Annotated in this window: 22 protein-coding genes; 8 read left to right on the forward strand and 14 right to left on the reverse strand. The window is 52.0% G+C overall.

Annotated elements, in window-relative coordinates; all coding sequences use genetic code 11:
• Window position 1 precedes the first annotated feature (1 nt).
• The 8 genes from rny to rpsT form a co-directional block, all read right to left on the reverse strand.
• On the reverse strand, window positions 2-1,570 hold the full coding sequence (gene rny / locus D4L85_RS03995) for a ribonuclease Y (RefSeq protein WP_119753102.1): 1,569 nt from the start codon (window positions 1,568-1,570) through the stop codon (window positions 2-4).
• A 78-nt stretch (window positions 1,571-1,648) separates the two neighbouring features.
• Window positions 1,649-1,936 (reverse strand): cell division protein ZapA, encoded by a 288-nt coding sequence (locus D4L85_RS04000; protein ID WP_073142311.1) that lies wholly within the window; start codon window positions 1,934-1,936, stop codon window positions 1,649-1,651.
• Between the two features lie 23 nt (window positions 1,937-1,959).
• A complete protein-coding gene (locus D4L85_RS04005; protein ID WP_073142505.1) occupies window positions 1,960-2,256 on the reverse strand; it encodes a hypothetical protein in 297 nt (98 codons plus the stop codon).
• A 175-nt stretch (window positions 2,257-2,431) separates the two neighbouring features.
• Window positions 2,432-4,849 carry a phenylalanine--tRNA ligase subunit beta gene (pheT, locus tag D4L85_RS04010; RefSeq protein WP_119753103.1) on the reverse strand — a complete coding sequence of 806 codons (2,418 nt, stop codon included), beginning with the start codon at window positions 4,847-4,849 and terminating at the stop codon, window positions 2,432-2,434.
• Between the two features lie 188 nt (window positions 4,850-5,037).
• On the reverse strand, window positions 5,038-5,655 hold the full coding sequence (locus D4L85_RS04015; protein ID WP_119753104.1) for a DUF1684 domain-containing protein: 618 nt from the start codon (window positions 5,653-5,655) through the stop codon (window positions 5,038-5,040).
• Window positions 5,652-6,908 (reverse strand): serine hydrolase domain-containing protein, encoded by a 1,257-nt coding sequence (locus tag D4L85_RS04020; RefSeq protein ID WP_119753105.1) that lies wholly within the window; start codon window positions 6,906-6,908, stop codon window positions 5,652-5,654. The genes D4L85_RS04015 and D4L85_RS04020 overlap by 4 nt, the downstream gene beginning before the upstream one ends.
• A 27-nt stretch (window positions 6,909-6,935) precedes the next feature.
• Window positions 6,936-7,634 (reverse strand): RadC family protein, encoded by a 699-nt coding sequence (gene radC / locus D4L85_RS04025; protein WP_119753106.1) that lies wholly within the window; start codon window positions 7,632-7,634, stop codon window positions 6,936-6,938.
• A 121-nt stretch (window positions 7,635-7,755) separates the two neighbouring features.
• Window positions 7,756-8,010, reverse strand: coding sequence for a 30S ribosomal protein S20 (rpsT, locus tag D4L85_RS04030; protein WP_119753107.1), 255 nt, complete (start codon window positions 8,008-8,010; stop codon window positions 7,756-7,758).
• A gap of 360 nt (window positions 8,011-8,370) precedes the next feature.
• Between rpsT and D4L85_RS04040 the strand changes: the two genes are divergently transcribed.
• Window positions 8,371-9,333: a zinc dependent phospholipase C family protein gene (locus tag D4L85_RS04040; protein WP_228450766.1), complete on the forward strand. Its 963-nt coding sequence runs from the start codon at window positions 8,371-8,373 to the stop codon at window positions 9,331-9,333.
• Here D4L85_RS04040 and D4L85_RS04045 read toward each other — a convergent pair.
• The 3 genes from D4L85_RS04045 to D4L85_RS04055 are packed head-to-tail and all read right to left on the reverse strand — an operon-like array spanning window position 9,330 to window position 10,761.
• The gene (locus D4L85_RS04045) at window positions 9,330-9,617 is read right to left on the reverse strand and encodes a hypothetical protein (protein WP_119753110.1); all 288 of its coding nucleotides are present in this window, start codon (window positions 9,615-9,617) and stop codon (window positions 9,330-9,332) included. The genes D4L85_RS04040 and D4L85_RS04045 overlap by 4 nt on opposite strands.
• Before the next feature lie 18 nt (window positions 9,618-9,635).
• Window positions 9,636-10,178 (reverse strand): SRPBCC family protein, encoded by a 543-nt coding sequence (locus D4L85_RS04050; RefSeq protein ID WP_119753111.1) that lies wholly within the window; start codon window positions 10,176-10,178, stop codon window positions 9,636-9,638.
• A gap of 10 nt (window positions 10,179-10,188) precedes the next feature.
• Entirely contained in the window at window positions 10,189-10,761 is a 573-nt protein-coding gene (locus D4L85_RS04055) for an SRPBCC family protein (RefSeq protein WP_119753112.1), read from the reverse strand.
• 117 nt (window positions 10,762-10,878) lie between these two features.
• Between D4L85_RS04055 and D4L85_RS04060 the strand changes: the two genes are divergently transcribed.
• Window positions 10,879-11,349 (forward strand): DUF4199 domain-containing protein, encoded by a 471-nt coding sequence (locus tag D4L85_RS04060; protein ID WP_119753113.1) that lies wholly within the window; start codon window positions 10,879-10,881, stop codon window positions 11,347-11,349.
• 117 nt (window positions 11,350-11,466) lie between these two features.
• Here D4L85_RS04060 and D4L85_RS04065 read toward each other — a convergent pair whose 3' ends face one another.
• On the reverse strand, window positions 11,467-12,813 hold the full coding sequence (locus D4L85_RS04065; RefSeq protein WP_119753114.1) for an alpha-L-fucosidase: 1,347 nt from the start codon (window positions 12,811-12,813) through the stop codon (window positions 11,467-11,469).
• Window positions 12,814-12,856: 43 nt separating this feature from the next.
• On the opposite strand from D4L85_RS04065, the gene D4L85_RS04070 reads away from it, so the two are divergent.
• From D4L85_RS04070 to D4L85_RS04095, 6 genes are all read left to right on the forward strand, one after another.
• On the forward strand, window positions 12,857-14,152 hold the full coding sequence (locus tag D4L85_RS04070; RefSeq protein ID WP_119753115.1) for an aminopeptidase P family protein: 1,296 nt from the start codon (window positions 12,857-12,859) through the stop codon (window positions 14,150-14,152).
• A 9-nt stretch (window positions 14,153-14,161) separates the two neighbouring features.
• On the forward strand, window positions 14,162-14,962 hold the full coding sequence (locus D4L85_RS04075; RefSeq protein WP_119753116.1) for a DUF4198 domain-containing protein: 801 nt from the start codon (window positions 14,162-14,164) through the stop codon (window positions 14,960-14,962).
• A 6-nt stretch (window positions 14,963-14,968) separates the two neighbouring features.
• Window positions 14,969-15,382 (forward strand): RidA family protein, encoded by a 414-nt coding sequence (locus D4L85_RS04080; protein WP_119753117.1) that lies wholly within the window; start codon window positions 14,969-14,971, stop codon window positions 15,380-15,382.
• A 174-nt stretch (window positions 15,383-15,556) separates the two neighbouring features.
• Entirely contained in the window at window positions 15,557-16,270 is a 714-nt protein-coding gene (locus tag D4L85_RS04085) for a sulfotransferase-like domain-containing protein (protein ID WP_119753118.1), read from the forward strand.
• A 156-nt stretch (window positions 16,271-16,426) separates the two neighbouring features.
• The gene (locus D4L85_RS04090; protein WP_119753119.1) at window positions 16,427-17,332 is read left to right on the forward strand and encodes an aminotransferase class IV; all 906 of its coding nucleotides are present in this window, start codon (window positions 16,427-16,429) and stop codon (window positions 17,330-17,332) included.
• Between the two features lie 4 nt (window positions 17,333-17,336).
• Window positions 17,337-17,909, forward strand: a complete 573-nt coding sequence (locus D4L85_RS04095) for an NUMOD4 domain-containing protein (protein ID WP_073142279.1) — start codon at window positions 17,337-17,339, stop codon at window positions 17,907-17,909.
• 76 nt (window positions 17,910-17,985) lie between these two features.
• Here the strand turns inward: D4L85_RS04095 and D4L85_RS04100 are convergent, their stop codons facing one another.
• Window positions 17,986-18,366, reverse strand: a complete 381-nt coding sequence (locus D4L85_RS04100) for an Hsp20/alpha crystallin family protein (RefSeq protein WP_119753120.1) — start codon at window positions 18,364-18,366, stop codon at window positions 17,986-17,988.
• Window positions 18,367-18,687: 321 nt separating this feature from the next.
• On the reverse strand, window positions 18,688-19,146 hold the full coding sequence (locus D4L85_RS04105; protein WP_119753121.1) for a YybH family protein: 459 nt from the start codon (window positions 19,144-19,146) through the stop codon (window positions 18,688-18,690).
• Window positions 19,147-19,212 lie beyond the last annotated feature (66 nt).

Consider the following 19,212-nt stretch of genomic DNA (forward strand, 5'->3'; position numbering starts at 1 on the left):
ATTACTTCGCGTAGGCTACGCTGCGCATTTCGCGGATCACGGTCACTTTCACCTGGCCGGGATATTGCATGTCGCGTTCGATCTTTTGCGAGATGTCGAAGCTGAGTTGACCTGCCCGTTCGTCGGTGGCCTTCTCGGCATCCACGATCACGCGGAGCTCACGGCCCGCCTGGATCGCGTAGCACTTGTCTACACCGTCGAAGCTCAGACCCAATTGTTCCAGTTCTTTGAGACGCTTGATGTATTGCTCCATCACCTCGCGACGGGCACCGGGGCGCGCACCGCTGATGGCGTCGCACGATTGCACGATGGGCGAGATGATGTTGGTCATCTCAATTTCGTCGTGGTGGGCACCGATGGCGTTGCAAATGGCGGGGTGCTCTTTGTATTTCTGTGCCAGTTCCATACCCACAATAGCGTGAGGTTTCTCCAACTCTTCGGGCCACACCTTGCCGATGTCGTGTAACAGACCGGCGCGCTTGGCTTGCTTTACGTTCAACCCTAATTCGCTCGCCATGATGGCACACAGGTTGGCCACTTCGCGCGAGTGCTGCAACAAATTTTGTCCATACGACGAGCGGAAGCGCATGCGGCCCACCATCTTCACCAGTTCGGGATGCAACCCGTGAATGCCCAGGTCGATGACGGTGCGTTCACCGATCTCCACGATCTCGTCTTCAATATTTTTGGTGGTCTTGGCCACGATCTCTTCGATGCGCGCGGGGTGGATGCGTCCATCCTGAACCAACCGGTGCAGCGACAACCGGGCGATCTCGCGACGCACGGGATCGAAGCCCGAAATGATGATCGCTTCGGGAGTGTCGTCCACGATGATTTCCACGCCGGTGGCGGCCTCCAGGGCGCGGATGTTGCGTCCTTCGCGACCGATCACTTTTCCTTTGATGTCGTCGCTTTCGATGTTGAAGATCGACACGCAGTTCTCGATGGCATGCTCGGTGGCGGTGCGCTGGATGGTTTCGATCACGATCTTCTTGGCTTCCTTGGTGGCCGACAGCTTGGCTTGTTCCATGATGTCTTTCACATAGCTGGAGGCGCGGGTCTGGGCCTCGTCTTTCAGGCTGGCGATCAGCTGCTCGCGGGCCTCGTCAGCGGTGAGCTTGCTGATGTTTTCCAGCACCTGGATCTTTTGCTGATTGAATTTGTCGAGCTCTTCCTTGCGTTTTTTGGTGTGTTCCAGTTGGGCCGACAGGTCGAGGCGAATGTCGTCTAATTCGCCTTCTTTGCGTTTGAGGTTCTCGATCTCTTTGCTGAGGGTGGCCTCGCGTTGTTTGATCTTTTGCTCGTTGCTAATGATAAGGCTCTTCTTCTTGTTGGCTTCTTCCTCGAATTCGGTCTTCATTTTCAGAAGCTTTTCTTTGGCTTCCAGGATGCGGTCCTTTTTCAGGTTTTCTGCGGCGATTTCGGCTTCCTTGATGATGAGCTTGGCTTTGGCCTCGGCGTTCTCCTCGTTCTTTTGAAGTTTTCTTTTATAGAGGAGAGACCCGATCAACAGACTCAGCAGGATCGTTGCGATCGCGCTGACCACGATAACTATGACGGTCGGTGACATAAAATAGATATGGGTTATATATACACTAACCCCGGATTGCCGCCTTGGCTCAGGAAAGAGAAAGGGAGTGCGAAGAAATCAGAGAATGGATTGGGAGACGAGGTGGTTGATTTGGCTAACTTTCTCAAACACCGTTTGGTCGATCACCTGGTAGGTTTCCTCGGCCGCCATCTTGTCTACCAGGCAGTCGAAGGCCACCATGGCCAACAGATCTTGTTTATCATCTATCCCAAATTGCTCCCGGTAAGTCTTTAATTTTTCATTGATGATCTTGCTGGCCAGTCGAACGCGCTCTTCATCCGTTAGCTTCACCTTCATTGGGTATTCGCGGTCTGCTATCTTGATTTTTATTGAGAGGTCGTCCATGAAATATGCTTACAGGGTTCCTTTTATCTGCTTAAATGGGCGATACACTTGTCGATCTCTCGAATGTATTCGTCCACTTTCTTCTTCAACTCCGAAACACTTCCGTCTTCCGGGTTTAAACTATCCACAATTTTAGTGATTTTCGCTTGATTATGAAAGCCTGCAAGCTGCTCATCGCGGGCGCGAATGGCTCCCTTCAGATCCTGGTTCTCTTTTTTCAGGCTTTTCAGCTCTTCCTTTAGGTTCTTGTGTTCGTTGACGAGCACCAAGATTTTGCGCTCCAACCCGTTGAGGTTGGTTTTTAAGAGTTCCTGATCCATGCGAATTTTTTTTGCCTTCGCCTACGCGTCGGCCGTTAAAACCAATTTATCTGTCGCAGCCCCGATAAAATCCGAGAACCCGTCTTCCCTTCCTTCCGTTCTGCACGCCGGGCCTCCTATCCCACCCTGCTGCCATCCTATAGTCATTACGTTCCAACCCAAGCCAAGGGTTGCCTTATTTCCGGATCACGGCCCCTAATTGCTCCTCGAAGGCCGTCATCAGCGCTGCCATGGTCTGGTCTATCTCTTCGTCTGTCAGGGTCTTCTGCTCATTCAGCAGGGTGAAGCCCAGGGCATACGCTTTCTTTCCTTGCGGGATGTTCTCTCCTTCATACACATCGAACGCAATAATGTTTTTAATCAACCGCTTCTCCGTAGCCATGACCAGGTTGCGTATCTCATCGAAGCTAACCTGCTTGTCGATCACCAACGACAAGTCTCTTCTTACTTCGGGAAATTTCGTCACTTCCTGAATTACTAACTTAGGGTTTGCCGATTGGAAAAGCAAGGACGTATAAAGCTCAGCATAAAATAAATCTTGCTTCATGCCAAAATCTTTCAGCAACGCAGCTTTTACTTTTCCAAGCTTGCCGATTTCCACATTTCCGCGCAACAACCTCACACCGTATTCCAGTACCGGATCAGTAATAGATTCCTGCTTTAGGTTGGGCAGTCCCGATTTTAGCACGATGTGCAGTACGTGTTGCGCCAGGTCGTAGTATGTGGTGGGTTGTGTCTTATGCCGCCAGTTCTCCGTCTCCACGTTGCCGGTCATATACAACGCCAGACGCTCCTCCTCCTTGTAGGCACCGCCCTCTTTGTAATAGATCTTGCCGAACTCGTACACCTTCAGGTCTTTCTGCCGGCGGTTGATGTTATAGGCACAAACTTCCAATCCCGTAAACAGCAGCGTTTGCCGCAAGATGCCTTGCTCTTCGCTCAGCTTATTCAAGATCTCGATGGCTTCACCCTTAAACTTCAGGTTGTGCTTTTGCTGGTAGGCATAGTTGGTCAGCGAGTTGGTCCAAATCTCGTTGAAGCCATTGCCGGTCAGCAACTCGCCCAGGTTCCGCTTGTACTTGTCGATATCCTTTACGGGAAATTCTGCCAGGAAGTCGGTGCGCGCGATGTCGGACAGTTCGATATTGTTGAAGCCGTAGATGCGCAGGATTTCCTCCACCACATCCGCTTCCTGTGTCACGTCCACGCGATACGGAGGAACCGAAACCATGTATCGATCGTCCTTTACATCCATGACACGAATATCGAGCCTGGAGAGAATGCCGTGAACTTCGTTTCGTGGAATGACCTTACCGATCAACCGATTAACATTTTTGTCTTTTACTTCAATGCTCCGGTTTTGAATGGGTGCCGGATAAACATCGGCCACCGGCGATGAGATCTTTCCGCCGCCAAGTTCCTTGATCAACAACGCCGCACGCTTCAACGCATAGACGGTGATGTTCGGATCGGTGCCCCGCTCAAAGCGGAACGATGCATCGGTCTTCAACTGGTGATGTTGTGATGTTTTGCGAACATACACCGGCGAGAAACACGCACTTTCCAGGAAAATATTTTTCGATTGTCCCGTGATGCCCGACTTTGCCCCGCCAAACACACCCGCAATGCACATGCCTTCTTGCTTGCCATTGCAGATCATGAGGTCGGTGTCCAGCAGCGTGCGCTCTTTGTTGTCGAGCGTCACGAATTTGGTGCCGGCGGGCAAGGTCTTCACGATCACTTTGCCTCCCGCGATCTGGTCCGCATCAAAAGCATGCAGCGGCTGCCCCATTTCATGGCAAACAAAGTTGGTGATATCCACCACGTTGTTAATAGGCGTGAGCCCGATGGCGAGCAGGCGGTTCTTTAACCATTCGGGTGATTCTTTTACCATTACACCGGAAAGCGTCACCCCCGAATAGCGCGGGCAAGCCGCGGTATTCTCCACTTCAATCGGAATGACGAGACTCGAATCGTCTGCGGCAAAGCTGTCTACCGACGGCCAGCGGATCTCGCGGCTCAGCGAGGCTTTGATGTCGCGGGCCACACCGATGTGCGATGCCGCATCCGCGCGATTGGGTGTTAACCCGATCTCTATAATGTAGTCTGAAGAAATGTTATAGAAAGAAGCGGCGGGCGTTCCGTTGGGAACATCCGTGTTCAACACAATGATACCGGCATGGCTTTCGCCCAGCCCGATCTCGTCCTCTGCACAGATCATTCCTTCCGACTGTTCACCGCGGATCTTTGCCAGCTTGATCGTGAAGGGTTCCCCCTTCGTTGGGTGTACGGTCGTTCCCGGGAGGGCTACTACCACTTTTTGGCCAGCAGCCACGTTGGGAGCTCCACAAACAATGGGCAAGATCCTGCCGCCACCAACGTCTACCGTGGTCACCGAAAGTTTGTCGGCATTGGGATGCTTGGCACAGGTGAGCACCTGGCCAATGACGAGCCCCTGCAGTCCACCCTTCACGGTTTCATGCACCTCCACGCTCTCTACCTCCAGCCCCGTGTTGGTCAGCACCTTGCCAATGGCATCGGCGGTTTCAGGGATGTCGATATACTCCTTCAGCCAATTGTAAGAAATGGTCATTTGCTATACTGTAAAGGGTGTAAAAATAAGCCCTTTGAAAGGAAGTAAAAATAGTTTCCGTAAAAGAACTGAACCGAAAAGACCCAATCCGCAAACAACACAAGCCGCCCCTGCGACATCTTTGCGTCTTGGAGCCTTTCTTTGTTCGCCGAAGCTTTAGCGAGAGGTGAGACGGCTCAAAATGACTCTCAATGGTAGGTCTTCTCCCCCGCCCGCAAGGCAACCTTCAACAGGTTTTCTGCCGGAGGAAAGGGGCATGAATATTTTTCGATGTATGCGCAGTACGGGTTGTAGGCCTTGTTAAAATCAAGCGTAATGGTATTGCTCCCCGGTGTCTTATTCACATCCAGATAGCGCCCCGCGCCATACGTTTCGGAAGCACTGGTCTCATCCCCAAACGCCAGGAAAAGCTTCCCGCGGAAGGGGCCCATGTCGGTCACTTCCAGGATCAACAGCCGGTTATGGAAACCGTCGAGGTCGAAGTCGGCATAGGCATATTCGATATAGCGCTGCTCGTTGGCGTCGCTGGTGGCGAGCACCACCATCTTTTTACTTTGAATGGGGGTGATGTCGGCGGTGATCTTATATTTTGGATCTACCGGGAAATACTTCAAGCCTTCAAAGGCCTTCCCGTCGGTAACAAAGGGTGATTCGGGCGACGTGCGCATGAAGCGGTCTTTTTCTTCCCGTTCTTTTCTTATTTCATCTACATACGCAGACGAGTCATGGCTTCCCATGAACGAGTACAACACGCTTGCCAACACCACGGCAACGACAAGGAGTAACAGTATGTTTTTTGTTTTCATGGAACCAGGATTTGCCGGCGGAGTTTTCGTTCTTTCTCCTCCCAGGCGCGGACCGAATCTCGCTTGGGCTGCAGCAAGTTAAAGAATAGGGGAATACCATTGTCGGCCAGGTCGCCCGGAGCGTTGGCCAGGATGCACACGGCCAGGTGGTCTTTGGGATTCACCGCCACTTCACTGCGGTAGCCGTTGACATAACCGCCATGGTAGAGCAGCGTATCGTCGGGATAATAGATCACACGCCAGCCCAAACCATAAAACGAATCGCTCAGCCGGTGCATCCGGCCATAGTTACGGTTCTTCGAACGGGCTTTTACTTCCGGGGTATAAAGTTGTTTCAAGGTTGCCGGCGAGATCACGTCGGGCCGGTTGCCCAACAAGGCGATCATCCACTGCGCCATATCGCTGATGCTGGCGTTCACTCCTCCGGCAGGGGCTACGTTATAATAGGTGGACGTGATCGCGGCAGGCACCCATTGATTGCCACGGCGTTTGTGCGGCTTGGCGACGTTGGTGTTTTGCTGTATGCCGGCATAGTCGATAGAGGCCGTGAGCATGTGCAGGGGACCGAACACCCGCTGGCGCATCTCATCTTCATAACTCTTTCCGGTGGCCGATTCGATCACCCTCCCGATCAGGCTATACGCTACGTTCTGATAGCTATACGTTTCTCCCACCGGCGACGACAGGGGAATTCTTTTGAGCCACGACAACATCGAATCCAGCGGCTTACCTTCCTCGACCATGTTGGTGTAGGTGTGATAGGGCAACCCCGTGGTATGCGACAACACATGACGGATGGTGAGCTTCTGGGTTTCTTCCGGCGAGTTCAGGGCGAAATGCGGCAAGCGATCCACGATGCGGTCGTTCCAATGCAGCACACTGTCTTGCACCAGGATGCCGGTGAGGAATGAGGCAAAACATTTGGACACGGAGGCGATGCGAAACAACGTGTTCACGTCCACGAGCTGTGAAGCGTCGGCACTGCGGCGGCCCATGCCTTTCAAGAAAACGATCGTGGAATCCTGTACCACAGCAATGGCAGCACCGGGAGTGCCCGAAGCTTCGGCGAGCACCTTCAGCTGATCGTCATAGTCCTGAAGCACTTCTGCCAGGAAGGGATTGATGGGCTTGGGCTGGGCAGTGGCCTTCTGGGCAGGCTGCTCGGCAGCAGCTTTCTCTTTGGCCACCTGGGCGATCAAAAATGGTATGATGATCAGCAGGGCGCCGATAAAAATATAGTGCTTCAATTTCATCCTGCGGCTCCGGACGGTGGGGTCTCCTCACATCAGTCCTTCATCTGCAAAGCTAAAATATTTCCGGCCCGCCACGATGATATGATCCAGAACTTGTATGTCCAGCAGTTTACCGGCGGCTTTTAGTCTTTGGGTTAGGTCGCGGTCTGCCATGCTGGGCTCCCGGTTTCCCGACGGATGGTTGTGGGCGAGGATCACGCTGCACGCCAGCTCGTCGAGCGCGGCCTTGAAGATGATCTTCGGATCGGCCACTGTACCGGACACACCCCCTTGACTCACCAGGCATTTTTTTATTACCCGGTTGGCACGGTTCAAAAGGATGACCCAAAATTGTTCGTGGGCAGCATCGGAAAGTTCGCCCTGAAGCAGGTCATAGGCCGCCTGGGAACTGGCGATCGTTGGCTTTTCATCGGGGATAAAATCGACACGGCGGCGTCCGAGCTCGAGGGCGGCCATCAGGGTGAGCGCCTTTGCTTCGCCGATGCCGGCAATCTTTGTGAAGTCTTTGACGGTGAGCCCGCCAAAATCGTGAAGGTTGTTATTGACGCTTTTGAGCAACTCCTTGGCCACGTCCATAGCGTTGAGTGTGGTGGTGCCGGTGCACAACAGAATGGCGATCAATTCTGCGTCGCTCAGGGCAGGTCTTCCTTTCTTGAGGAGTTTCTCGCGGGGTTGGTCTTCGGGCGCCCAATCTTTGATGGTGATCTTTTGCTCTCTTGTCTTCATAGCAGCTAACCGGCAGACCAAGATACATTCTCCCGCTCGATTTGAGTCAAAAAAACCACAAAAAAATAAGCCCTGTTGGACAGGGCTTACCAGTATGTATCGTCAAGGATTGACTCCTTTGTTACGCGAGCTTGTTAACGAATTTGGTCAGTTTCGACTTCTGATTGGCAGCTTTTTTCCAATGAATCACGTTTTTCTTTGCCAATTTATCAATCATCGAAGAAACTTCTTTCAAAAGCGCCTCTGCTTCCGTTTTCACGGTGGAGGTTCTCAATTTCTTGATGAAAGTACGGGTAGTCTTATGCTGATAGCGGTTTCTTACACGCTTTACTTCGTTGGCGCGGATTCTTTTTTCTGCTGACTTATGATTTGCCATATGCTTTCTCTAAAAATAAGGACTGCAAAGGTAAGGGATTTGTGGAATTTGCAAAAGGCTGGGTCCGTCAAATCTGTCGTAAAGATAGAAAAATGCCCGCCAATGCTGTTTTTTCGGTGATTTCGACCCCCACCTGGCTCAAAATATTTTTGATCACCCCGGCATCCAGCAGGCTTGCGAAAGCCCTGAGCCATTCAAAAACGCAGAAATCATGATTTATGGAGGCATTCTGAGTGCGTTTTTGCGGCCGTTCGTCCCCCTCGGGAGGCCCTGATTTTTTCCATTTCGGTCAGCCATTGATTAGATTAGTTGTACCAAAGTGTCCCTCGTTTTCCTCTATCTAAAAAACCGTTGATGGTTATGAAGCGGATCGTTCTTTCCACCGCGCTGGCGGCGTGTCTTGTTCTTTTTTCAAACTGGGGTTTCTTTGGGCATGAGCGCATCAACCGCCTGGCCGTTTTCATTCTTCCCCCGGAGATGATCGGATTTTATAAGGCCAACCTGCACTACATTGTCGAAGCGGCTGTGAACCCCGACCGGCGGCGCTATTCCGTGAAAGAAGAGGCGCCACGCCACTACATCGACCTGGATCACTATGGCGACAGCGTCTTTCAGAAGATGCCTCAAAGTTGGAACGCGGCGGTGGCGAAATACTCCGAAGATACGCTGCAGGCCTATGGCATCGTGCCCTGGCATATCAACCGTATGTATCACGCGCTGCGGGAGGCCTTCCAACTGCGTGATCCGGCCCGCATTCTGAAAGTGTCGGCCGAATTGGGGCACTATGTGGCCGATGCGCATGTGCCGCTGCATACCACCGAAAACTACAACGGTCAGCTCACCGGCCAGGAGGGCATCCATGGATTTTGGGAGTCGCGGTTGCCGGAATTATTTTCCGATCGCTACGACTTTTTCGTGGGCAAGGCCGAATACATCTCCAATCCGCAGCAAGCTGCCTGGAAGGCTGTAAAAGAATCTCATCGTCACCTGGGACAGGTGTTGGACGAAGAAAAGAAGCTCTCGGAAAAGATGGGCGACAAAAAATACACGTTCGAAACCAAAGGCCGGCAAACGGCAAAGGTATACGCACCTGCGTTTGCGGCAGCCTATCACCGCGCACTGCAGGGCATGGTCGAGCAACGCATGCGCGAAGCCATTAAAATGGTGGGCGACCTCTGGTTCACCGCCTGGGTGGACGCCGGGCAGCCGGATCTGAAAAGTCTTATCGGCTACACGCCGAGCGAAGCGGAACTGGCTCAGCGCCGTGCGGAATTGGAACGATGGAAAAAACAAACCACCTCATCCAGGCCGCACGAAAATTAGCGGAGCAAGGCGGTAGTGATCTCCTTCCATTCTTCTTTCAAACTTTTTTGACTGGCAGGCCGGTGCGCCAGTCGGTACCAATACAAGGCATTGCCCTGGTCGCCTTCTTTCCGGTGCAGGTAGGCATGCACCCACGAACCTTCATCGGTGTGCACGTCCTGGGCAATATCGTGGGCTTTGTCCCATTGGTTGTTGGCGTCGTACCAGAGCGCTTCTACCAGTTTGTGAAGGCCCGCAGGGGGTGCGTTGTGGTTTAGGGTGGCGTTGAATTCGTCGAACGTCATGATGGGGTTTATCGTGGTTTACTTTGACGGCGCGGCAGCGGGCTTCCCTTCAACGATCGTTTTGAGTGCGGAGAGTTCGTATTCAAACGCCTGGTCCACCTCGGGTTTCATCATGAAGGCGCTCATGAGGCGAATGAGGGGATTCATGCCGTTCTCGAAGGAAAACTCCATGGTCATGCGCGTGCTGTCGCCGGCGGGTGCGAAGGTATAGGTTCCGTAGGCCGTTCCAAAATCAGTAAAATGGATAGCGGTTTTTAATGACTTGCCGGGATCGCTTTCGATGATGTTAAGCGATCCGTCGCCATCGTCGCTGGTCCAGGCATAAGAGGCATTCAATCCTTCGGCGGGCTCGCCAAAAGTGATCTTCATGGTGGGGTCATTTTTTATCCACCACGACCACTCCGGCCACCGGTGTAGGTCGTTCACTTCCGCGAAGACCGCCTCCGGAGTAGCCTTGATGAGCTTTTGGCGCGATAGCGTGGTGGTGTGGGGTTGCATGAAGCCGACGATGATGATCAACACCACCAAAATGCCCACGACAATGAGGATCTTCTTTACCATGACGACTTTTTTATTGCTTCACTGCCGTAGAATCTGCAGGGACGGGTTCCGGCTTGGGCTTTTCCTCCACCAGTTTTTTGAGATCCATCAATCCCTGATCGTATTGATCTTTCATCATGTTCCCCATGAACAGCCACATGGCCTTGGCACCAAAGCCGCCGTTGGCACCGTCATAGGTCCAGGTCACTTTGGTGGCTTCACCTTCGGGTTCCAGGATGAACGCACTGTAGAAAACGCCGTCATAGCCGTCGAATCGCAGCGCGCATTTCACCGATTTGTTTTCTTCTATGCTTTCGATCTCTTGTGAGCCCTTGCCGGTCTTGGGGCCATCCCACATCATCTTGGCTCCAACGGTTCCCTCCTCGCCTTCATAAGTTTGCTTCACCTCCGGATCCATCTTCGACCAAGGCGACCAGGCAGTAAAATTCTTGAACCGGCTCACTTCCGGAAAAACGGATGCGGCGGGTGCGTTGATCACAATGGATTTTTCAATGTGCGCTTGTGAAGGCTGCACGAGTACGGCAATGGTAAAGATGACCACGATGGCCAACACAACGATGCCGATGATTTTGAGCGCTTTCATACGGTTATTTGGGTTTATGGGTTAGTGTTGTTAAGATACCAAATTTATAACTCCCGAAAACGTTGTAAATGTCTCTAAAAATGCAAAAATTAGGCAACACCAAACGTCTGATAAACTATGAACCTGTTCACAGATCCCAATCGCATTCCCGAGAATTATGGGCTGCGCATCGCCGTCGGTTTGATTGCTTATTTTCTTTTGATGAAAGTTATCGGGTTGAGCCATCACGTGGAGCTACGGTTGGTGAATCTGATCATTCTGTCCCTCGGAGTTTACCTGGCCTTGAAGAAATTCAAGAACGAGCATTCCGATCACTTGAACTATTTTCGAGGGCTCATCATGGGCGTGGCCACCGCCGGCATCGGCTCGCTTGGATTTGGCCTCTTTCTTTTTATCTACATGCAATTGGATGGATCCATGATGGAATCTATCGTAAAGAACGAACCCATGGGACGCTACCTCAACCCCTACATGTCGGCGTTCATCGTGGTGTTGGAAGGCTTTTTCTCGGGATTGTTGGTAACGTTCGTGTTGCTGAATTGGGTGAATACGGATCAGGTGAATGAGCCGATTGACAAGAAATCATAAATAAGTCTACCGACCAGCCAAATAAAAAGGCGCCCTCCTTCGCTAAAGCTTCGGCGGGCAAGCAAGGAAAGGCGCAGAGTTTATCTCTGCGCCTTTTTTTAATTACCTGTCATTAAATTATTTTAATTCCAGTTCGATGATCGTGTCGATTTCGTCGAGGTTTGCTTTGGGAACTTTGAGGGTGATGCCGTAGTCGTTCTCTAGAAATTTCACGGGCGTCTTGCCGGCAAAGAGCGTAGCCGATTTTATTTTTTTACCCCAGGAGGGGATGGTGATGGATTCGTCGAACCAGTTGAGGAGGTGGACATACACCTTGTTGCCTTTTTGGGTGGTCACACCCCAATCGCGGGCGGTGAGCGGGCCGCCACGGGTGCCATAGATGGTTTCGCCGTTCACGTTGAGCCATTCGCCCACGCCTTTCAATGACGCGATGTGCTCGGGTTGGATCTTTCCATTGGGCATAGGCCCCACGTTAAGCAAAAAATTCGCACCGTAGCCTGCCGCTTTCACCAGGTATTGCACCAATTCCTTTTTCGATTTGTGATGATCGTCTTTCAGATTGAAGCCCCACGAGTTGTTGATGGTCTCGCAGGTTTCCTTCGGCAATGCGCCCACGGTTTGCTCGCCCGAAAATCCTGTGGTATTGTGACCCGGGAGATCTTTTTCGAACATTTGGAAATCTTCGCCTTCAAAGGGTGTCACGTGGTGGTTGCTGCCCACCAGGGCACCGGGTTGTAGTTTGTGAATGAGCGAGTAGGTCTTTTGCAAACGCCAGTCGGCATTCTTCTTGTCCCACATGCCGTCGAACCAGATGCCGGCCACTTCGCCGTAGCCGGTGAGCAGCTCGGAAAGTTGGGCATCCATGTAGTCGAGATATTTGTTCATGTCGCCGCTCTCGGGCCGGCCGGTCCAGCTTCCGCCGGTGGACCCGCGGGGGAAATAGTCGGGGCTGTGCCAGTCGAGCTGAGAATGGTAGAAGAAAAGTTTGATACCTTCTTTATGGCATTCGTCGGCCAACATCTTCAGCACGTCTTTGCCATAGGGTGTGCGCTTCACGATGTTATAGTCCGACACCTTGCTGTCCCACATGGCAAAGCCGTCGTGGTGTTTGCTGGTGATGGTGATGTATTTCATACCGGCAGCCTTGGCCATCTGCACCCACGCTTTCGGGTCGAAGTCGGTCGGGTTAAAAAAGGTGGGGATCTTTTCGTATATCTTCACGGGAATTTGTTGCTGGTTCATCACCCACTCGCCATCGCCCAGCACACTGTAGACACCCCAGTGGATGAAGAGACCGAATTTGGCATCTTGAAACCATTCGCGGTTTTTCATGTTCTCTGGTGTAGGCTGGTAGGTCTGTGCAAGGGTTGGGATGGTCAGCAATAAGCATGCGAGCAGTGCACATACCGGCCACGGTTTAGGGTTGGTGTGTTGGCGGGACGTTGAAATTCTGGTTGTCTTCATTGAGTTTTAATTAAATTGCGTCATTGAAAAATAAGGATTCGCTATGAGATACAAAAGCATCGGCAAAGAACTGTTTGTCGCCAACCGCAAGCGGCTGCTGAAAGAACTGAAGTCACACAGTGTCGTGGTGGTGAACGCCAACGACATTAATCCAACCAACTCCGACGGCACGATGCGCTTCCGCCAAAACAGCGATCTCTTTTATCTCACCGGGGTTGACCAGGAAGAGACGATCCTGGTTCTTTGCCCGGGCTTCCCCGACAAAAAATTCCGTGAAGTACTTTTCCTCCGCGAAACCAACGAACAGATCGCCACCTGGGAAGGCCACAAGCTCACCAAGGAAGAAGCCCGCAAAGCCACGGGCATCGAAACCGTTCAATGGATCTCGGAGTTTCCCCGGCTCTTTCACACCATGATGGTGATGGGCGATGTGGAACATGTCTACCTCAACACCAACGATCACTACCGCGCTGACGTGGCCATCGAAACGCGCGAGATGCGGTTTGTGAAATCCTGTCAGCAAAAATATCCCCTGCACAAATACGAACGGTTGGCCCCCATCATGCACGGCTTGCGCAGCGTGAAGTCGGCCGCGGAGATTGATTTGCTCCAACGGGCCTGCGACATCACCGAACAAGGTTTCCGGCGCGTGCTTAAGTTTGTGAAGCCCGGCGTAAAAGAATACGAGATCGAAGCCGAGTGGGCACACGAGTTTCTGCGCAACGGATCGCGCGGGTTTGCCTATGAACCCATCATCGCGTCGGGAGCCAATTCGTGCGTGCTCCACTATATTGAAAACGACAAGCCTTGCCAGGACGGCGACATCCTGTTGCTGGACGTGGGCGCTGAATATGCCAACTACAATGCCGACCTTACCCGCGCTATTCCCGTGAGCGGCAAGTTCACCAAGCGCCAGAAGGATGTCTACAAGGCCGTGCTCCGCATCCAGCGCGAGGCCATGAAGATCCTCGCACCGGGTGTGAAATATTACGACTATCACAAGGAGGTCCAGAAGATCACCGAAAGCGAGCTGATCGGTCTGAAGTTGTTCGATAAAAAAGACGTAAAAAATCAACCGGCCGACAGACCTTTGTTTGCCAAATATTTCATGCACGGCACAAGCCACCAATTGGGACTCGACGTACACGACGTGGGTAACATGTATCACGCGATGCAAGTGGGACAAGTGTGGACGGTGGAGCCGGGCATTTATATTCGCGAAGAAGGCCTGGGCATACGCATCGAGAACAACGTGGTGATCCAAAAGCGCGGCGTGCTCGACCTGATGAAGAACATTCCCATCGAGGTGGAAGAGATCGAAGACTTGATGAACGCCTGATCATTGCCTATGCAAAAAAAAATTGCCACGCTCTTATTCCTGATCATTGGTGCGAGCCTCGCCCAGGCGCATGAGTTCTGGCTGCAGCCTGTCAACTTTTTTTTGAAGGCTGGCGAACACCTGGTGGTGAGCTTCAAAGTAGGTGAGAACTTTGCGGGGGAACCGTGGGACCTGACGGCGCACAAGATCGAACGCCTGGACCTGCACCATCTCAACCAATCCAGAAGTGTGAGAGACAGTGTCGCCCCCGGTGTCAAGAACAATCTTTCGCTCCGCATCCGGGAAGAAGGCACGCACTTGCTCGCGATGCAAAGCGACAACACGTTCATCGGGATGGAAGCCGACAAGTTCAACGAATACCTGAAAGAAGACGGCCTGGATGACGTGTATGACCAACGCAAAAAAACCAACACGCTGACTGAATCTTCAAAGGAATATTTTGTGCGCTACACCAAATTGTTGGTGCAGATGGGCCACAAAACCGACAACACCTTTAGCAAGGTCGTCGGCTTTCCGCTGGAGATCGTGCCCGAGCAAAACCCGTATGCCTTGAAGCAGGGAGATGTGATCCGATTCAAAGTATTGTATGACGGCAAGCCCCTGTTTGGTGCGAAGGTGCGCATCTGGAACCGGTTCGATAGCCGCACCACCATTCAAAACATCTACACGGAAAAGAACGGCGTGGTGGAGACGCGCGTCAGCAATCCGGGGATGTGGATGGTGAGCGTGGTGAAGATGGTGCCCAGCAAGCAGGAAGGCGCCGATTGGCAAAGCTATTGGGGTAGTCTGGTGTATGGTGTCCATCAATAAAACTGTATGAGTGAAATACAATCTTCGCAGGCGCCCGAACCGGTGGGTGCCTATCCGCACGCACGCCGCGTGGGCAACTTGTTGTTCCTTTCGGGTGTGGGGCCGCGCAAGCGGGGCGCTTCCGAAATCCCGGGTGTGACGCTGGACGATCAACGCCGCATTGTGCACTACGACATCGAACAACAATGTCATGCGGTGTTTCAAAATGTGCGCTTTATCCTGGAGGATGCCGGCGCGCATTGGGAGGACCTGGTGGATGTAACGGTTTTTCTGACCAACATGAAAAAGGATTTCCCCGTGTTCAATGCGATCTATACGGAATATTTCAAGACCGCTCAACCTTGCCGCACAACGGTTGAGGTGAACGCGCTGCCCACGCCGATCGCCATAGAATTGAAGTGCATTGCCGTGATCCGCTAAGGTCCTTCGTTGTTTATGAAGACTTGTGCTTCCGGTCCGCTAAAACCTTTGCCCGACCGTTTGCCGTGTTAACATTTTTCAAAGCGTCATTCCCTGCTCAACTTCCATCCTAAACCTGAAACATTCTCCCCCGGAATGTTGTATTTTCGCTAGGCCCAAACCTATCGCCGCTGCATGATCCGCATCAATCTCATTTCCGGCCCCCGCAACATTTCCACCGCGCTCATGTACTCCTTCGCGCAACGGAGTGACACCACGGTGTTGGACGAACCCTTCTATGCTTTCTATCTCCACCAAAGCGGTGTATATCATCCCGGGAAGGAAGATGTGTTAAAAACACAACCGCTGGATTACAAGGAAGTATATACCACGCTTTACGGGGAATGGGAGAAGCCCGTGCTCTTCATCAAGAACATGGCCCATCACCTGGAGCTGATGGACGAGGCGTTGCTGGCCGGTCTCACCAATGTGTTCCTCATTCGCAATCCGCGGCAGATCATTGCGAGTTATGCGCAGGTGATCGAGGCCCCCACGCTTCGGGATATCGGCATCGAATACCAGGCATCGTTGTTCAAACGCTTAAAAGCGAGCGGGCAGGATCCGGTGGTGTTGGATTCGGCTGGGGTGGTCGAGCATCCAACGGCCATCCTAAGGCAGCTGTGCGAGCGGGTGGGCCTACCGTTTGAGGCATCCATGCTACAGTGGCCCGCGGGACCCAAGTCTTACGATGGTGTGTGGGCACCACATTGGTATGCCAACGTGCACCGGTCTACCGGCTTCGAGAAGCAGCCGACCAGCAGCCGACCGTTGCCGCCTTCCCTGGAATCACTGAACAACACAGCGCAACGCTACTACGAGATGCTGTTACCATTTTCGTTACAGCCTTGACGTAGAGTGAAAATTAATCTTTAACTTTAGTATCGGAGCCCGTTATCGAACCGATCTGGTTGTGAACTGTTAAGTCCAAAGGAGTAAAAAAAGATGTCTTGACGCATAGACGTTCGCGCACGTTGCGGAACGATAGCGCGCCGGTTAAAATTTGATATGCTACAGAAATACGATGTCCGTAATGCCAACATCATGGTGCATGTTGGCGGCAAGTTATTGCCTCGTCAAGAGGCCAAGGTGTCGGTGTTCGACAGTGTGGTGCAGGGTGGAGATGCCGTGTGGGAAGGACTGCGGGTATACGCGGGGGGCATCTTTTGTCTGGGGCATCACCTGGACCGGCTGCATGCTTCGGCGCACGCGCTGGCCTTCACCGATATTCCATCCAAGGCCGACATCCGGCGTGCGATCTTCGACACGTTGCAAGCCAACGGCATGCGCGACGAGACCCATATCCGCCTCACGTTGACCCGGGGTGAGAAGATAACGTCGGGGATGGACCCGCGGTTGAACACAAAAGGTTCATGCCTTATCGTCCTTGCGGAGTGGAAGCCATTGGTGTATGACAACACTCGGGGTATTCGCGTTATTAGCTCTTCGCAACGCAGAAACAACCCGCAGTTCTTGGATTCTAAGATTCATCATAATAACTTGTTAAACAATATACTCGCTAAGCTTCAAGCCAATGTAGCGGGTGTAGATGCTGCCGTTATGCTGGACCCTCAAGGCTTTGTAGCAGAACTTAACGATACCAATCTTTTTATGATAAAAGATGGAGTAGTATTTACACCGTTCCCCGATGCATGCCTTCACGGTATCACGCGAGGCCTTGTGATAGACATATGCCATTCGATTGCTCTCCCGCTGCAAGAGCGCAACCTCTCCCTTACCGAATTCTATAACGCCGACGAAGTCTTTGCCACCGGCACCATGGGAGAATTGACCCCGGTTACCGAAATGGACGGCCGTGCGATCATCAATCGCGCAGGCCGTAATCTGCTGCCTACCCTCCAGGAGCAGTTACATTTACTCATACCAAAACTATCTGAACCCTTACTATTTTAAACCTATGGCGAAAACAACCAAACAACCCAAATTCAAGTCCTTGGCGGGGGAAACCTGGAAGGAATTGAAACTGAAGAAAGGCACGACCACCAAGCGGTATGCCGTTTCTGACAAAGGACGCATTGTGAGCTTCAAGGAGAAGCTGGATGATGGCTATGCCCTCAAGCCCAGACTCACGCAAGGTTATCCCAGCATCACCATCGGCCGGGAGGAAACACGCCAGAATTACTACATCCATCGTCTGGTGGCGGAATACTTTTGTAAGCAGCCCGGAACACTCTACAATTTCGTTATCCACGTCGACCACAAAAAAGAGAATAACAAATCGGGCAACCTTCGCTGGGTGAAACACGAGGATCAGATCAAACATGCACTAAAAGATCCCAACGTGCTGGTGCGCATGAACCCCGATGAAGGACCCAAACTCACGGCCGACAAAGTGAAGGTCATCAAGCAAGCCCTGTTCAAATCCAAGAAACAGCCTACACTGAAGGCCCTTGCGAAAAAATACAGGGTTTCCGACATGCAAATCCACCGGATCAAAACTGGCGAGAACTGGGGACACGTTAAGGTTTAGTACGCTTAGCTGATTAAAAAAGAAAAAGGCCGGTGCAAACAGAATGCACCGGCCTTTTCATTTATGCGCAGGAGGATCACTCTTCCTGTGTCGGGATGTTCTTATGATAGCCTTGGGCCAAGCGGTTGAAAGGAAGCTGGATGACCAGTTCATTTCCCTCCACATGGGCGTTGATGTTGGTGACGTCGATGAAATAGGGTTGCGGTTGATTGTAGACCGTGTGGGGCAATTGCACTTCTTTTTCGAACGAAACAAAATTGCGGACATAGTATACGGACACCGTGTTGTCGTTCACCTCAAGTTGGATGGTTTCAGGATCAATGCCAGGAACCTTGACACGCATTTCCCTGAATTGATCGTGTTTTTTTATGTTTACCACAGGCTCCGTTCTGCCTCCGTTCAAGGTGTTCATCACGTCTACCGAAGTAAGCAACTCATAATACTGTTCTTTTTTCATATTGTGTTTCTCCTTCCTGATTCCATAAGATCAACCTCTGTACCAGATCAAGAGCTTCCGTCAAAACGTCATGAAACTGAAAGCGTAGTGGCCATTTTGGCTCTTCCGGGGAGGTTTTCGGCTTCCGACCAGCCTAAACCGGCCGGAATAGAGTATTTCCACAGGGCTGTTTGCAAACCTTTCCGGAAAACTTCCCCTTTCCTTGCAGATTGATCTATAAGGACAAACACGATCAGCGTGTGAAACGCTCCTCGGTTGGCAAAAAAAGTGTGTAGAATTTTACACAAGGCTGGGCCTTGGGCTATTGGGTTGGGTTGGTCATTATTCGGTCTTATCCCGGTTCCAGATGTCTACCTCCAGGCGGTAGGTACCGTCGGGCTGCTGGCGCCAGACGTTGCAGTATTTGACCGACGTGGTGAACGTGGAGTCGTTATAGAAGATCTTGAGATGGGTGCGACCGGTTTCATAGATCACTTCCGGCGTGCCGGCAACGGAAATGGTTTCGGTTTCCATCGACAGGGTTTTGCTCGTCTTCATGTCTTCTTTCCAGTATTGCCGGATGTTGTCGCGACCTTTCACAAAATCGTCGCCGTTCGGGCATAGGGTGGCGTTTGTGCCATAGAACAACGCGAGGCTATCGGCATTGGCCGTCAAAAAATAATGGCCCAATTGGGTGTTGTTTTTCTTTACGATGCTTTCCAGTTCGGCAACGGATACTTCTTTGTGGCTGCAGGCGGCGCAGATCCCGGCGATGAGGGCGATGCAAAAGACGGCTTTCATGATGCTGTGTAGGTTTAGGATGCACAAGATAGGGGTTATCGGTTTTAAAAAATATAACCCTTCTTT

The sequence above is a fragment of the Chryseolinea soli genome, assembly GCF_003589925.1.
Classification (GTDB): domain Bacteria; phylum Bacteroidota; class Bacteroidia; order Cytophagales; family Cyclobacteriaceae; genus Chryseolinea; species Chryseolinea soli.

Coding starts and splice junctions, on each gene's coding strand:
- rny (WP_119753102.1), bottom strand. CDS start 1,570: ATGTCACCGACCGTCATAGTTATCGTGGTCAGCGCGATCGCAACGATC.
- D4L85_RS04000 (WP_073142311.1), bottom strand. CDS start 1,936: ATGGACGACCTCTCAATAAAAATCAAGATAGCAGACCGCGAATACCCA.
- D4L85_RS04005 (WP_073142505.1), bottom strand. CDS start 2,256: ATGGATCAGGAACTCTTAAAAACCAACCTCAACGGGTTGGAGCGCAAA.
- pheT (WP_119753103.1), bottom strand. CDS start 4,849: ATGACCATTTCTTACAATTGGCTGAAGGAGTATATCGACATCCCTGAA.
- D4L85_RS04015 (WP_119753104.1), bottom strand. CDS start 5,655: ATGAAAACAAAAAACATACTGTTACTCCTTGTCGTTGCCGTGGTGTTG.
- D4L85_RS04020 (WP_119753105.1), bottom strand. CDS start 6,908: ATGAAATTGAAGCACTATATTTTTATCGGCGCCCTGCTGATCATCATA.
- radC (WP_119753106.1), bottom strand. CDS start 7,634: ATGAAGACAAGAGAGCAAAAGATCACCATCAAAGATTGGGCGCCCGAA.
- rpsT (WP_119753107.1), bottom strand. CDS start 8,010: ATGGCAAATCATAAGTCAGCAGAAAAAAGAATCCGCGCCAACGAAGTA.
- D4L85_RS04040 (WP_228450766.1), top strand. CDS start 8,371: ATGAAGCGGATCGTTCTTTCCACCGCGCTGGCGGCGTGTCTTGTTCTT.
- D4L85_RS04045 (WP_119753110.1), bottom strand. CDS start 9,617: ATGACGTTCGACGAATTCAACGCCACCCTAAACCACAACGCACCCCCT.
- D4L85_RS04050 (WP_119753111.1), bottom strand. CDS start 10,178: ATGGTAAAGAAGATCCTCATTGTCGTGGGCATTTTGGTGGTGTTGATC.
- D4L85_RS04055 (WP_119753112.1), bottom strand. CDS start 10,761: ATGAAAGCGCTCAAAATCATCGGCATCGTTGTGTTGGCCATCGTGGTC.
- D4L85_RS04060 (WP_119753113.1), top strand. CDS start 10,879: ATGAACCTGTTCACAGATCCCAATCGCATTCCCGAGAATTATGGGCTG.
- D4L85_RS04065 (WP_119753114.1), bottom strand. CDS start 12,813: ATGAAGACAACCAGAATTTCAACGTCCCGCCAACACACCAACCCTAAA.
- D4L85_RS04070 (WP_119753115.1), top strand. CDS start 12,857: ATGAGATACAAAAGCATCGGCAAAGAACTGTTTGTCGCCAACCGCAAG.
- D4L85_RS04075 (WP_119753116.1), top strand. CDS start 14,162: ATGCAAAAAAAAATTGCCACGCTCTTATTCCTGATCATTGGTGCGAGC.
- D4L85_RS04080 (WP_119753117.1), top strand. CDS start 14,969: ATGAGTGAAATACAATCTTCGCAGGCGCCCGAACCGGTGGGTGCCTAT.
- D4L85_RS04085 (WP_119753118.1), top strand. CDS start 15,557: ATGATCCGCATCAATCTCATTTCCGGCCCCCGCAACATTTCCACCGCG.
- D4L85_RS04090 (WP_119753119.1), top strand. CDS start 16,427: ATGCTACAGAAATACGATGTCCGTAATGCCAACATCATGGTGCATGTT.
- D4L85_RS04095 (WP_073142279.1), top strand. CDS start 17,337: ATGGCGAAAACAACCAAACAACCCAAATTCAAGTCCTTGGCGGGGGAA.
- D4L85_RS04100 (WP_119753120.1), bottom strand. CDS start 18,366: ATGAAAAAAGAACAGTATTATGAGTTGCTTACTTCGGTAGACGTGATG.
- D4L85_RS04105 (WP_119753121.1), bottom strand. CDS start 19,146: ATGAAAGCCGTCTTTTGCATCGCCCTCATCGCCGGGATCTGCGCCGCC.